Below are 14,123 nucleotides of genomic sequence, written 5' to 3'. Positions count from 1 at the left end.
GCTATCGCCGGGTGTCGTCATGACCGCGTTGCTTTCCCCTGAAACGCTTGTTTCGCAGCCGCTCGATCACGCGCTGAGCTTGCCGGCCCGTTTCTACACCGACGCGCGCATGCCGGCCTTGGATGCGGCGGTCATTTTTGCGCGCAGCTGGCAACTGGTATGTCATCAATCGCAACTGGCGGGCGTGGGCGATCATGTGGTGACGGAGATGGCGGGCTTGCCGTTGCTGATCGTGCGCAGCGATGCCTCGACCATCCGTGCTTTTCACAATGTGTGCCGGCATCGTGCGGGACCAATTGCCAGCTGTGACGGACGCGGCGCGCAAAACTTGCGTTGTCGCTATCACGGTTGGACCTATGGGCTGGATGGCGTGCTGCGCGGTGCGCCGGAAATGGGGCGCACGCCGGATTTCAACCCTTCGGATATCCGTCTTCCCGAGGTGCGCGTGCATGTGTGGCAAGGCCTGGTGTTCGTGGCTATCGGCGAGGCGCCCCCCTTCGATGCTTTCGTCGCCGGCATCGATGCGCGGCTTGGTCCGCAGCGTGCGCTGGATGGCTACGAGTTTCATCATCGCGTGAGCTACGAGGTCGCTTGCAACTGGAAGGTTTATGTCGATAACTATCTTGAGGGCTACCACGTACCGTGCATCCATCCCGGCTTGAACAGCCTGCTCGATTACCGCAGCTATATCACCGAGACGGCCGAGTGGTATTCGTTCCAGTACAGTCCGCTCGAAAGCGGTGACGATCTCTACGGCAGTGGCGAAGCGTTGTATTACTTCCTGTATCCGAACGCCATGCTCAACATCCTGCCCGGACGGCTGCAGACCAATCGCGTCTTGCCGGCAGGCGTGGATCGTTGCCGCGTGGAATTCGATTTCTATTACACGCCAGACAGTAGCCCCGAAGCGCAGGCGCGACGTGCCAAGGACATCGCGTTCAGCGATGAGGTGCAGGAGGAAGACGTCACGATGTGCGAAGACGTGCAGCGCGGGCTTGCCTCCGGTTCGTACGAAGCCGGACGGCTGAATCCGCTGCGCGAAAACGCCGTGCACCACTTTCACGAAATGGTGCGTCGCGCTTATCGCGATTCGCTTGCCCGCGCATGAGCACCGGCCAGCGATCGCTCGGGCTATGGATGCTCATCGCGCTGGTCATCGGCAACATCATCGGCTCGGGCGTGTTCGTGCTGCCGGCAGCCTTGGCACCTTATGGCGCTGCAAGCCTGCTCGGCTGGGGCATCAGCTTGGGCGGTGCCTTGATGCTGGCGCTGGTGTACGCGTGGCTGGCACAGATCGTTCCCAATCATGGCGGCGCGTATGCCTATGCACGCCGTGCTTTCGGTGACCGTGTCGGCTTTCTGGTTGCCTGGAGTTATTGGGTATGTGTGTGGTCGGCGAATGCAGCGATTGCGGTCGCGTTTGCCGGCAGCCTCGGTTCCGTGTGGCCGGCAGCCACCTCGACGCCATGGCGCGGTGCCTCGTGTGCGTTGGCTGTGTTGTGGATCTGCACATCCATCAGCCTGGCCGGCGTGCGTGAAGCAGGACGGACCGCCATCGTGACGACGTCGCTGAAACTGGTGCCATTGCTGGTGTTTGGCGTGCTGGGATTGGGATGGGTGCATGCGAGCGCTTTTCATCCGTTCAACGCCAGCGGTTTGCCGCTGGTGAGTGTGGCGTCGTCGGTCGCAGCGTTGACGCTATGGGCGTTCCTCGGCTTGGAAACGGCGACGGTGCCGACCGGCGTCGTGCGCGATCCGCAACGCACGGTTCCACGCGCCACGGTGATCGGCATGACTATCGCCGGAGTCGCGACCATGCTGGCGTGTACGGTCGTCGTCGGCATGCTTCCGGCAGACGTGCTGCATGCATCGGCGGCGCCCATGGCCGAAGCGGCGCGGCGCGTGTGGGGCCATGCGGCAGGAATCGGCATCGGTGTCATCGCGAGCATTTCGTGCTTCGGCGCCCTTAACGGATGGGTCTTGCTGCAAGCGCAGACAACGCTCGCGCCTGCCTTGGACGGTTTGTTTCCGAAAGCATTCGCGCGTCGTGACCAACGCGGCACACCATGGTTCGGTCTGTTGCTCAGCAGCGTGCTTGCCAGCGCACTGATCGTTTCCAACTACAGCCGCACCCTGGTAGCGCTTTTCACCTTCACCATTCTGCTCTCCACCGCTGCGACGCTGGTGCCTTATCTGGTAACGGTACTGGCGTGGTGGCGCATCGATAAGGCCGGCAACGGCTGGCGTCGGCTGATTGCATGCGGTGCGCTTGCTTTCAGCCTGTGGGCACTGGTGGGTACCGGATGGCAGACCTTGTCATGGGGCGCGGTACTGCTGTTGGCCGGCCTGCCGATCTACCTATGGCAACGTCGCGCCAGCCGATAGCCATGTTGAAAGCGGGGTGTATTTGCATCGACGGCTATCGGGTCGCAGGGCTTGTGCCGCATGCAGAAAACGTGGGCCGACGGCATGAGTGATGCTATCTAAGGAGGGCAGCCGAGTTCCGTATAAGCCTGATTCATTTGCCGGTGCGTCAAGCCGCGCTTGAGCAGTTCTTCGTCCGTCATGCGCCCTTTGAAAATAGCGTTCTTGCAATTGAGCCATTTGCCGGCTTTGGAGAGACGGCTCTTTAGACTCGGTGGCACCCTCACATGAATAAGCGAGGAGATCGGCCCGGCGTTGCTGCCGGGCAGGCGAGGCAATCCCGAGGACTGTGCGCCGTCGAGTGCATGCGCGAAGCGGTGGTTCCCATACGGGATAAAGGGTGTGGAAATAGATAGCGGCCCAGACGGGTGTCCGCTTACCTGCGATGGGACAACAGCGGAAGCGGTTGTGGTGAGGCGTAACGTGGCCTGCGCTTCCGTGTGTAGGCGCGAGGGCAGGGCACGGCGGTAGAGATTGGGCGGAGGCTTGCGAGCAAGGGTTGCAGCGTGCGGTGTAACGGGCAGCAGATCGATCAGCAAGGGGTGGTCGGTGGCAGCAGGAAAGGAGCGGCGCCAGGGCCACGGAACTGCCGGACGCAACAGAAAGAGCAGCAACACCAGATGGCATAGCATGACCAGCGCCATGATGGCGCTTCGTACTGCAAATCCCCGCCATCGGCAGACATGATGCGACGGCAACCCCATGACAGCAGCAGGCACGCAAAAAGCCTTTTCAGTCCGTTCGGAGTGGGACCCTTCCATCGCGCCCCAGGTTCCGTTCGCCGTGAAAATTGTCGGGATACCGCCTGGACCCGATCATGTCTCGCCGGTCTCTGCCTACCGCTGCTGGTTCAAGCAACAAGGGTTTTGCTTGCCGCGCCGTTCAATTCAATAATGGCTGCGTGCGACAGAATCGAAGCGGTGGCTTGCTTCATGCCGTGCCATCGCTGCTTGTCACCGGCCCATCGCCCTGGTGATTTCATTGCCTGAGTTGCTCATGTCCGATCACAGATTGTTGGATCACAACGTGGATACCGTCGTATTTGATCTGGGCGGTGTGCTGATCGATTGGAATCCCCGCTATCTCTATCGCCAGTTGTTTGACGATGCAGGGGCCATGGAGCATTTCCTCGCCCATGTCTGTAGTCCGCAATGGAACGAGCGGCAGGATGCGGGTCGCTTGTGGAGCGAGGCGATTGCCGAGCTTTCGGCGAGCCATCCCGAACATGCCGGCTTGATTGCGGCTTATTACGAGCGCTGGCCCGACATGCTTGCCGGCGACATTCCCGGCACGGTAGAGGTACTGCGGGAACTGCGTGAACACGGATTGCGCCTGTATGCGCTGACCAACTGGTCGCATGAAACGTTTCCGATCGCGCTGGATCGTTATCCGTTCCTGCACTGGTTCGATGGCATCCTGGTGTCCGGCGAGGAACGGCTGATCAAACCGGATCCGGCGATATTTCAACGCTTGTTTTCACGTTTCGACATCACGCCGTCGCGGGCTGTCTTCATCGATGACTCGCAGCGAAACGTGGCGGCTGCCGCAACCGCAGGCATGAAGGCAGTGCGCTTCAGCCATGCTGCCCAGCTTCGCCGGGACCTGATGGAGCTGGGTCTGCCCGTACATCCTTTGGAAATACCTTGACGATCGATGGGTCGGAAGCACATCGAAGCTGCAGGCCGAAGCGTGAGCGGCAGCGATCGTAACGCCTAGGGAAGGGGTGTTTCCGGTGGTATGAAGCCGTCGCGGTGCGCGGCCATCCAGATTTTGAAATCAGCGGCGGCCATGGGCTTGCTGATGTACCAGCCTTGCGCGTAATCGCAGCCCACGTCTTTCAGGAACGACCATTGCAAGGCGTTCTCGACACCCTCGGCCAGGACGTCCATGCGCAAGTTGCGTCCCATCGCCACGATAGTGGACGTGATCTCCACGGCGCCTTGCTCGTGAGGCAGCTCTTGCATGAAGCTTTGATCGATCTTCAACAGTTTGATGGGAAAGCGTCGAAGGTAAGCCAGGGACGAGTAGCCGGTACCGAAGTCGTCGATCGCGATGCTTATGCCCAGTTCGCGCAGCTGCATCAAGAGCGTGGTGACCGCATCGCCCCGCGCCATCAGGGTGCTCTCGGTAATCTCCAGCTCCAGCAGTTCCGGCGGTATGGCAGAGGCGCCGAGCGCATCGGTAACGTGCTCGACCAGGTCAGGGTTGGCGAATTGATGCGGCGACAGATTTATGGCCATGCGCAAGGGTGGCAGGCCTTCGTCGATCCATTGCGAAAGCTGGTGGCACGCCTGCTGCAAAACCCAGTAACCGATAGCGTCGATCAGCCCGGTTTCTTCCGCGTAGGGAATGAAGCGATCGGGGCTGACCTGGCCGTGTTCGGTCTGCCAGCGAAGGAGGGCTTCCACGCCGATAATCGTGTTGGTGGCAAGCGCGACCTGCGGTTGGTAAAGCAGCTGGAACTCATTGCGATCGAGTGCCTGGCGCAGGCCGGCGCCGAGATGAAGCAGTTCCTGCGCCTGCGCCGTCAGGTCGGAGCGATAAAAGCGGAAGCGATTGCGTCCGTCGCGCTTGGCCCAATCCACCGCCGCATCGGCATGCTTGAGCAGGGAAGCGCCATCCTCGCCATCGCCGGGATACATGCTGATACCGACACTCGCGCTGACAAAAATGCTCGAACCATGCAGCGACAGCGGTTTTGCCGCGACACGCAGAATCGCCTCCGCGGCGGCAGAAACGATCGCGGTATCGAGCAAGCCTTGTATGGTGACTACGAATTCGTCGCCGCCTATCCGCGCCACCGTATCGATCTTGGTGATGTTGCTCATGAACCTGGCTGCCATCTCCTTGAGCAAAAGATCGCCCACGGCGTGTCCGAAACTCTCGTTGACGCGCTTGAAGTTGTCGAGATCGATAAGCAGCACCGCCAGGCTGGTGTTGCCGGCATGCTGGATGCTGTGATCGAGCCGGTCGATCAACAGATGACGATTGGGCAAGCCGGTGAGGGCATCGTGGTAAGCCAGAAAGCCGAGATCCCTGGTCCGGCGTTTCACGGCGCGGCGCAGCGTGAGCACCCAGATCATCAGGGCGACACCAGCAAGCATGACTGCCAGCAAGGCATATCCGAAAAACTGCGCATAAGGGGTGAAGTTGATCGGCTGCCCCATCCATTTGCGTGTCAGCGCGGCCCGTTCTTCCGGCGTGATCAGGTTCATGCCCCGATCGACTAGCGCGGCTGTCTTAAGGTCGCCTTTGCGAACGCCGCGCCGGAATTCGCCGGAGTAATAATCGAAGGCCTTGATCAAGTGGGTATGCCGCTGCAACTTGTAGAGGTAGTAATTGGCCGGGTATTCATCCATGCAGAGGATGCGGATGTCCTGGTTCGCCTGCGCATCGATCATTTCTGTGTAACCGCGGAAAAGACGCAAATGCGTGATGCCGTCATGTTGCAGGTGTTCGGCGCAGGCATCGCCGCGTTCCACGCCTACCTCAAAACCGCGCAGGGATTCGATATCGTCGATACCGGTTATCGACGCATCGACATAGATGCCGACGGTGACTTTGGCATAGGGCGCGGTGAAGTCGTAAAGAGCCTCCCGCTCCGGCGTCTTGAAGATCATTTCGATCACGTCCGCCTGGCCGGACAGCAGCATCTTCTGCGCCGTCGCCCAGTCGGTTGCGATCAGGTCGACATGAATGCCGGTCTTTTTTTCCCACAATCCCCATTCGTCGGCGATGTAGCCGCGGGGTTTGTGATCGGGGCCGAGAAACAGATACGGAGGATAATTGTCGTCGCTGACGACACGCAGCACGTGAGGTTGCGCTGCGGCAGGCGCTATCACCGCGGTCGTCATGAGCAAAAACAAGAGTGCTTTAAGCACTGCCCCCTCCTGCCATGTCCGCTTGGCGGCTCTCCGGGCAAAGCATGGGGTAGCGCGAAGGGATTGGCAAGACGGCGCCACATGCTGTCGCAAAAGCCTGTCGCTCATGCATTCGCCGTTGCACCTCACGCGAGAAAATCCTTGTCACGAATTTTTCACGCCGCCATGTTTCACGGAGTGTCGCTATACCGGCAGGTTCTGGTCTATGCGGATCCATCGCGTGATGGCGAGCATCGCTATGATCGGCTTTAACCAGTGAATATGGTTAGCATTTCATGCCTATCTCATCCGTCTCCGCATATAAGCTTAAAAGGAGTGTGTCGTCGACGGGTTTCGCACGCCGTTCACGCAGAAGATGTCGTTTGCGTAAGGCTAGTCCCCATCGACAGAACGCGGGTTTTCATCATCGGAGTCATCGGTGGAAAGAAAGATCTGATTCCTTCCGCGGCGCTTGGCCATCAATACGGCGGCATCGGCCTGGTTGAGGGTGGACCGGAGATCAGCGCCAGTGACGTGATGGGCAATGCCGATGCTGACGGTGGTGGCCACTTCGTTGACGGAGAGCGTGCGTACCTCGTCGCAAATGCGGCGTGCGATGCGTAACGCGTCTTCGCGATGTGTATAGGGGAGTACGGCTACAAATTCCTCTCCGCCGATGCGGCCCAATACGTCGTCTTTCCTCAGGCAGCTGCTGATGCGCTCGGCCAGCATGCGCAGAATGTCATCGCCCGCTTCGTGTCCATGCTCATCATTGATTTGCTTGAAGTGATCGGCATCGATGTAAAGGATGCACATGGGGCTGATGGCGGTATTGGCGTGTTCGCACAGTTTTCTCGCCATTTTCAGGACGTAACGCCGATTCCATAATCCCGTCAGCTCATCGACGAAAGCGCCATGGCTCAGTCGCCGTTCCATATCGTAATATTGCCTGCGTTGCAGGCCGATGATGACGTGTAGCATCACGGAGATGCCGATCGACATCGCCATGTAGGAAGCTATGTATACGGTGATCTGCGGCGGACTCTTGCTATGCATGATCACGATCACCATGCTGCAGACGATGACCAGCATGGCGTAAACGAAATCGACGATGTCGAACCAGACAAAGGCAGAGGCGATCGGCACGATCATCAGTACGGGGCCCGTTGCGGCGAGCCAGTAGGGATGGTGCCAGGCATCGCTCAGCAGGGTGATCAGCAGTACCGTCAAGTATGCGGAAACGCTTAAGCGTATCGTGTTAGGTTTCTGCGCCGACCAGCCAAGCCATGTGAGCAGCAGCATGAGCGCGAAGAGCGCGGCCGAACGAAAGCCGAACCCAAAATCGGACGTCAGTCCATGGATGGTCTTCACGATGAGCATGGCGACGACGCCGGCCACGAGCAAGCCACGCGTCATGGTGCGTTGCCGGTGTACTAGATAACTTTTGTACGATCCACCTTTAAGTGCAGACTCGATGTTTTCTTGGGACGGCATGGATAAAGCCTCGAAACACGGATCAGTTCCTGATTACGCCGGACTGGCAGCACCACTCCTTATCGATACAACGGCTAAGCAAGTCCTTTCGCATCAGGAAATCCTGGGCGACGGCTTTGCGATAGAACGGTCTTTATGTCTTCGGCAGAAACGGCTGCGCTGATGAGAAAACCCTGTATCTCGTCACAGCCCACTTCTTCGAGAAAACGGCGCTGGCGTGCGTCTTCCACACCTTCCGCGGTCAGCGATACATTTAATTCGCGGCCGAGCGCGACTAGCGATTTCACGATGGCAGCGCTTTCCGTGTCGTGGAAGACGCGATCGATGAAGGCGCGTTCGATTTTCAGTCGATTGACCTTGAAGCACTGCAGGTGCTGCAGACTGGAACAGCCGGTTCCGAAATCATCAAGCGCCAGCCTTACGCCTGCCTGTTTGAGCTGATTCAACGCGGTGTTTGCCTGAGAGACATCGTGAACCAGTGCGCTCTCGGTGATCTCCACTTCGATCCGGCTTGCCTGGAAGCCCGTCTGCGTGACGATGCGCAAAAATCGGTCGGCGAAGTCTTTGTCGTGCAGCAGCACCGGCGATACATTGAAGGAGAGCGTTATGTCATCGGGCCATTCACAGGCATCCTGGCATGCCTGCTGCAAAAGATAATCGCTGAGCGCATATATCAAGCCTGACTCTTCTGCGACAGGAATGAATTCATCCGCCCGTTGCAACAGCGAATCGGCATCGGTGCAACGCGCGAGCGCTTCGCAACCGCGAATATGGCTTGTGTGCAGGTTCACGATCGGCTGGTAATGGGGCACGATCTGGCCCTGCTCCATCGCGCGGCGAAGGGCTCGTTCGATCGCATCGTGCTTGGAAAGCGAGTCGTCCATCGACGGATCGAAGTACTGATAGGACGAGCTGTATTTCGCTGGCGCAAGCGTCGCGGCCATGCCTGCTTTCCGCAACAGGTCGCCGGCTGACGGGCCATGTTCGGGGTGATGCGCGATGCCGACCGCGGAACGCAATTGGAACTCCATGCCGGCAATCAGCAACGGTTCGGAAACCGCCAGTTGGAGAGAGAGGATCATGCGATCGATGGTTTGCGCATCGTGGTCGTGCACCCATAAGGCGAAGCGATGATCCTCAAGCCGTCCTGCCAGGGCATCGGCAGGCAGGCGCTGCCGCAAGCGCTGGGCGATGGCCTGCAATGCTTCATCGCCACGGGCGTGGCCGAGCATGTCGTTGATGCGTGCCAGTCCCTTGACGTCGATAACGAGCATGGCGCGCAACGGTTCGTCACCGGCTGCAGCCAGATGTCGTTCCACGCCGGCCGCGAAGCCGTCGCGATGGAGCAGGCCTGTCAGTGCGTCCTTGCGTTGACTCAAAAAAATCCTCGATAACTTTCCGTGTGTGTGAGCGGGGTGCCTGTGCAAGTGTCTCCGTTTATCAAATGAATGCATTACCAGACGCCAAGCTGTGGGGAATGGGGTGGGGGAATGCGGGAGTGGCGCCGTGTGAGGCCCCCTCCTGCCGCACCTTAGAAGGACGCGCGCGCGCCGGCGATAACGCCGCAAGCCGAATGCCGTGCGCCGAGCTCATCGGTCAAGCCGCCGGGATGGCCGGTTTCGAAGCCGGCATTGGCGACGGCGGCTTGTGCATGCGCGCAGCTGATCATGCCCGCCTGCGCTCCTGTGGCGGATACGAACTGCAGTACAAGCGCCTGTCTGTGTGTGGGAGAAGGATGCTTGCTTTGGGAAGACTTATGCGCGCCCTTGGCGATTTCCGGTGCGACGACCGACATGCTCCTGGCCTTGTTGAAAACAAGGCCCAAGGTATTTCTATTCATAAGTCCCCTGAGAAAGATTTTGTGCAGACAACAGCGCACATGGTGCCTACATGCTTGTAATGGGTGCGGCACTCCCCCAGGGAGCTAGCAATCGTTGTGCCAACCAAATATTTGATGACAAAGCAAGCGATCACGGAGGATAAATTTCACAAAAATGAATGAATCTATGGAACTGCGTCACAAATTGACCATGACGGTCATTGCTCGAGACGAAGATGGGCAATGCGCCGAAAGATCGGCGTCGAATGGATGACGCACCAGCGACACGCGGCGTTTTCCGACAGGTTCGCAACGGTCGGAATTTGCCCGGCTAGGACGCTCTGTTGCGAAATAAAGTCATCCGTTTGGTACCGGCTTACTTTTCTTGCATTGGCTTGCAGGTGTGGCGCGTGCCGTCGTGACGCGTGATTAAACGGGCAGCGATTAAACAGTGATCGATGGGCTGGATTACGTCAGCAGATAATGGGTGGCTGCCGGTGGTGCCGGTAGCTCGCGCTCGCCGAGCAATTCCAATAGCGATGCTTCAATGCTTTCCGACATGGCCGTCAGGGCCAGATCGTTCGGTTCGGTGCCGAACGGCTCTTCGATCTCGGAACTGAGCGCTTCCAGTGCGAAGAAGGTGTAAGCAATAAAGGTGACGACCACGGGTGTCATCGCGCCGATGGAGTCCACCAGGCCGAACGGGAGCAGCAAGCAGTAGAAGTACACCGTGCGGTGGATGATCACCGCGTAAGTAAAAGGAATCGGTGTGCTGGCAATGCGCTCACAGCCACCCAGGGCATCGCTGAGACGACCCATGTGCACTTCCATGGCCTGCGCCAGCGGTGCCGAAAGCACGCCTTCCTGCCGCCTCTCGCGCAACCACTCGCCTAACAGCAGCAGGATGAGCGATGGCTTGAATCGCGCACCGGCCAGGCGGGCGCGATCGTCGTCTGAAAGCCAGCGTGCGAGATCGTTCTCTGGCGAGGTGCCGCGCAGTTGATGCCGCAGTGCATGCACAAAGGCAATCAGGCGATGCACGAAAAGCGTGCTTTGCGCGGTGCCATCGGTCAGCGTCAAGGCCTGGCGCGCCAGCGAGCGGGTGTCGTTGAGCACCATGCCCCACAGTACGCGGGCTTCCCAGTAGCGGGCATAACTGGTGTTGTTGCGAAAGCCGAGAAAGATGGCCAGCGTCAGGCCGATAAGCGAAAAGGGGACGAAGGTCAGGGAGATTTTCCAGACGAACAGGCGGCCATGCAGGACGGTTACCACGAGGGCAAATGCCAACGTCACCAGCAGTTGTGGAAGAATTGCCGGCAACACCGATCCGCGGATGACGAGCAGCATGCGGAACCAGTTGGGGCGGGGACGAACGATCACGGGATGCCTCGGTGCGTAGCAGCCGGATCATTTTGCCTCAATCTCGCGGGCGAAACAGTCGCCCTGCACATGCGATGAGACTGGAGAAAGGTGCGGCTGTGATAGGTCGCCCGGGTGGATGATCGCTCCTCTATGCGGGGCGAATTGCTACGCATCGTCCAAGCGTGGGCCGACGCTATACCAGTCGGTGACGAGCCGGTAAGGGAGTGCAGGCTGGCCGATGATGCCGTGCTCATTGGGAGATTCGGTCACATGTCGCACGAGCCGGATGCGATTGCTTCACTGCATCTGCTGTCGCAGGGCCTATTCGGAAGCATCCTGTTGCGCAAGGCGCACGTCCAGCAACACCACACAGTGGCCTTGCAGGTTGAGCAACACGGGCGAGAAATGTTTTGGCCAGTCATCCGTGATGCGCGACCAATGCTCGCTTACTTTCGTGAGGCAAGCGAGTCCACGGAAGCTTGCTGGTTACGCAGATGTCACCCTCACCACGGTGCGCTTCCACGATGGATGGTTGCCGATCTTCGACATGGCGATTGCACGAATAAGTATCGTTACATCGTTACGCGCCGGGCCGTGCCTGCATCGTGAGCGTCGCTCATGGGAAGCTTGCGCGATGTGACGAACCCTGGCGGGAGCCCTGACGTGTCTGAGTCGGTGGCGAAAGACGTGTGCATGGGCAGCGATGGTGAACGGAGCGGGTTCGTGTTCGGACGCGACGTGGCGGGCAGAGTGGCTTCGCTCATCGAGCGCCGCAAGTTCAACGATCCTTGACCAAGCAGCTATGATCGTTGCGTAAGCGGGGATGCAGCCATTGGAACGATCGCGGGTTCGCGCAGTCTCTTAGATGTACCTCCACGTTCGCTTGTCGACGGACCTGCCACTGTCGGGTCGGCCAGACCCCCCGTATCATGTGGCGACAAAAAGAATCATTGGGAGAATGATTTGTGATCGAGAAAATCTCGACAGGTGTGGAGGGGCTGGACCGTTTGACCGGCGGCGGCTTCCTGCGAGGTTCGGCGTACATCATTCAAGGGCCACCCGGGGCAGGTAAAACCATTCTTGCCAATCAGTTCTGCTACGCGCATGTCCGTTCGGGCGGTCGGGCCCTCTATATGTCGCTGTTGGCGGAATCCAGCACGCGCATGCTCAATTATGTGCGGCAGATGGAATTCTTCGACGAGACTGCCGTGCCCGGGAGCATGGAATACATCAGTGGCTACGGCGTGCTGGAACGGGAAGGATTGCCTGGTTTGTTCAAGCTGATCCAGCATGAACTCAAGCGGCATCGAGCCACCGCCATGGTGCTGGACGGTACCTTTGTCGCGCAGTCCGTGGCGTCGGAGCAGGAGTTCCGCTCGTTTATCCATACGCTGCAAGGCGTGGCCGGATTGGCGAATGCGGTATTGGTCATGCTCACGCATCAGGCACGCGAAGCGAGCAGCCCTGAGCACACCATGGTCGATGGATGGATCGAAATGGATAACGACACGGTGGACTATCGCGCCGTGCAAACCATACAGGTGCGAAAACATCGCGGCGCGCGCGTGCTGGGCGGCAAGCATCAGTTGCGCATCAGTGCGAGAGGCGTGGAAGTATTCCCGCGTATCGAAAGCTGCATCAGCGATGTGCCGCCGCCTTCGCATGTGACGACCGAGGTCAGCACGGGCGTGCCGGATATCGACAAGTTGCTGGGTGGCGGCGTTCCCTCGGAATCGGCCACATTGGTGCTAGGGCCGACGGGTTCGGGCAAAACCACATTGGGTGTGCACTTTGTCGCGCAGGCCACGGTGGAGTCGCCAGCGCTATTGCTGAGTTTCTACGAAAGTCCGGCACGCCTGGCCGCGCGCGGCCGCCAGATCGGGATCGACCTGGCACCGTTGTTCGAGTGCGGAGCCCTGCGCATGTTGTGGTTGTCGCCGTCGGAATTGATTGTCGATGAGGTTGCGCACGATATCGTCCGGCATGCCCGCGCCATTGGCGCGAAGCGGGTTTTTATCGATGGCATTGTGGCCTTGCGCGACAATCTGGTTCACCGCAATCGCTTACCCTACGTGATCAATGCCTTGAGCTTGCAACTTCGCGAGTCAGGCGCCACGGTGGTGTATACGCAGGAAAGCATCGAGCTGGAGATCGACACCGCCATGCCGAACGATGAGCTCTCCGCGATGGTCGATAATGTGCTGGTGTTCAACATTTCGCGCCGTCATCACGCTTCGCAACGGTACATATCGATTGTGAAGATGCGCGATCGGCATTTTGATCCGCGCAGCCAGCCGTTTTGCATAGGGAGGCATGGGCTGGCGCTTGGCACCGATCCCAGAACTACTGGTTTCGATCAAACGGATTGAGCCGATGCTACGAATTCTGTTGGTGGAGGACGACCCGGATATTGCCACGGTAACGAGCGACTTGCTCGAATACAGCGGCTATCACGTAACGGTTGCCACAAATGGCCGTTACGGGCTGGAGCTTGCCTTGCAGGAGCAACCCGAGCTGATCATCACCGACTTCATGATGCCCATCATGTCGGGGCTGGAGCTGATCGAAAAGGTCCGGGAGGCCGGTTATTCGGGGCCTATCATCCTGTGCAGCGCCGTACCGGAATCACATTTTCCGCCGCACCAGGCGCGCTACGATCTTTTTCTGCACAAGCCCTACAACGTCAACCGATTGCTGGAAGCGGTGGAGACACTGCGCAGTCGCAAGCAGGAACGTTGACGCCCTGCGCCGGCTGTTCATCATCGGCGCGGCGCGAAACATCCAGGCAAGCTCTCAAGGATGATGTGCGGATGATACGGCGGCCGGTGGCGAAGCAGGCTTGAGTGCCTTGGCGATATAACGGTGCACGTCTTGTTTGGACGCGACGTCGCAGTGATGCACATCGATGGCATCGATATGGCGTGCAATAAAGGGGATCGGTCGGGCCTGCGCTGCATGGCTAGCAGTCCGTCGTGATTTTTTCGGCAATGTCGAAATTCTTGTCCAAGGCTTTGACGTTACGGGCAAGATCGTTGAGGCCGATTTGAGCCGAGGCTACGAATGGTAACGCGGTGCTCAGGATGAACAGCAGCACACAGGCAGATCGCGTCACAAGCTTGCTCCACTCTTTTCGGACCTTGCGTCGCCAGCCCGAGTGACAGGTG

At 59.1% G+C, this 14,123-nt stretch carries 13 protein-coding genes; 6 read left to right on the top strand and 7 right to left on the bottom strand.

Annotated elements, in window-relative coordinates; translation table 11 throughout:
• Positions 1-19 precede the first annotated feature (19 nt).
• Both AC4HNJ_RS06220 and AC4HNJ_RS06215 read left to right on the top strand, forming a co-directional pair.
• On the top strand, positions 20-1,108 hold the full coding sequence (locus AC4HNJ_RS06220; RefSeq protein WP_490478681.1) for an aromatic ring-hydroxylating oxygenase subunit alpha: 1,089 nt from the start codon (positions 20-22) through the stop codon (positions 1,106-1,108).
• Entirely contained in the window at positions 1,105-2,385 is a 1,281-nt protein-coding gene (locus tag AC4HNJ_RS06215; protein ID WP_490478680.1) for an amino acid permease, read from the top strand. Before AC4HNJ_RS06220 ends, AC4HNJ_RS06215 begins: the two co-directional genes overlap by 4 nt.
• 98 nt (positions 2,386-2,483) lie before the next feature.
• Here the strand turns inward: AC4HNJ_RS06215 and AC4HNJ_RS06210 are convergent, their stop codons facing one another.
• A complete protein-coding gene (locus tag AC4HNJ_RS06210) occupies positions 2,484-3,068 on the bottom strand; it encodes a hypothetical protein (RefSeq protein WP_490478679.1) in 585 nt (194 codons plus the stop codon).
• A gap of 352 nt (positions 3,069-3,420) precedes the next feature.
• On the opposite strand from AC4HNJ_RS06210, the gene AC4HNJ_RS06205 reads away from it, so the two are divergent.
• Positions 3,421-4,071 (top strand): HAD family hydrolase, encoded by a 651-nt coding sequence (locus AC4HNJ_RS06205; RefSeq protein ID WP_490478678.1) that lies wholly within the window; start codon positions 3,421-3,423, stop codon positions 4,069-4,071.
• 65 nt (positions 4,072-4,136) lie between these two features.
• Here the strand turns inward: AC4HNJ_RS06205 and AC4HNJ_RS06200 are convergent, their stop codons facing one another.
• From AC4HNJ_RS06200 to AC4HNJ_RS06180, 5 genes are all read right to left on the bottom strand, one after another.
• Positions 4,137-6,305: an EAL domain-containing protein gene (locus AC4HNJ_RS06200; protein ID WP_490478677.1), complete on the bottom strand. Its 2,169-nt coding sequence runs from the start codon at positions 6,303-6,305 to the stop codon at positions 4,137-4,139.
• A gap of 372 nt (positions 6,306-6,677) precedes the next feature.
• Entirely contained in the window at positions 6,678-7,700 is a 1,023-nt protein-coding gene (locus AC4HNJ_RS06195) for a GGDEF domain-containing protein (RefSeq protein WP_490478676.1), read from the bottom strand.
• A 152-nt stretch (positions 7,701-7,852) separates the two neighbouring features.
• Complete coding sequence (locus AC4HNJ_RS06190; RefSeq protein ID WP_490478675.1) at positions 7,853-9,157, bottom strand: putative bifunctional diguanylate cyclase/phosphodiesterase; 1,305 nt, start codon at positions 9,155-9,157, stop codon at positions 7,853-7,855.
• Positions 9,158-9,309: 152 nt separating this feature from the next.
• Positions 9,310-9,618: an ESPR-type extended signal peptide-containing protein gene (locus AC4HNJ_RS06185; protein WP_490478674.1), complete on the bottom strand. Its 309-nt coding sequence runs from the start codon at positions 9,616-9,618 to the stop codon at positions 9,310-9,312.
• Positions 9,619-10,065: 447 nt separating this feature from the next.
• Positions 10,066-10,977 (bottom strand): bestrophin family protein, encoded by a 912-nt coding sequence (locus tag AC4HNJ_RS06180; protein WP_490478673.1) that lies wholly within the window; start codon positions 10,975-10,977, stop codon positions 10,066-10,068.
• 645 nt (positions 10,978-11,622) lie between these two features.
• Here AC4HNJ_RS06180 and AC4HNJ_RS06175 point away from each other — a divergent pair.
• The 3 genes from AC4HNJ_RS06175 (at position 11,623) to AC4HNJ_RS06165 (ending at position 13,698) form a co-directional block, all read left to right on the top strand.
• Positions 11,623-11,751 carry a hypothetical protein gene (locus AC4HNJ_RS06175; RefSeq protein WP_490478672.1) on the top strand — a complete coding sequence of 43 codons (129 nt, stop codon included), beginning with the start codon at positions 11,623-11,625 and terminating at the stop codon, positions 11,749-11,751.
• A 173-nt stretch (positions 11,752-11,924) separates the two neighbouring features.
• The gene (locus tag AC4HNJ_RS06170; protein WP_490478671.1) at positions 11,925-13,328 is read left to right on the top strand and encodes an RAD55 family ATPase; all 1,404 of its coding nucleotides are present in this window, start codon (positions 11,925-11,927) and stop codon (positions 13,326-13,328) included.
• Positions 13,329-13,332: 4 nt separating this feature from the next.
• A complete protein-coding gene (locus AC4HNJ_RS06165) occupies positions 13,333-13,698 on the top strand; it encodes a response regulator (protein ID WP_490478670.1) in 366 nt (121 codons plus the stop codon).
• A 220-nt stretch (positions 13,699-13,918) separates the two neighbouring features.
• On the opposite strand, the gene AC4HNJ_RS06160 is transcribed toward AC4HNJ_RS06165, so the two are convergent.
• On the bottom strand, positions 13,919-14,071 hold the full coding sequence (locus AC4HNJ_RS06160) for a hypothetical protein (RefSeq protein ID WP_490478669.1): 153 nt from the start codon (positions 14,069-14,071) through the stop codon (positions 13,919-13,921).
• Between the last annotated feature and the right edge of the window lie 52 nt (positions 14,072-14,123).

The sequence above is a fragment of the Dyella sp. SYSU CM1112 genome, assembly GCF_058216415.1.
The sequence above is the reverse complement of the archived record's forward strand: the minus strand, read 5'-3'. Positions and strand labels throughout refer to the sequence as shown.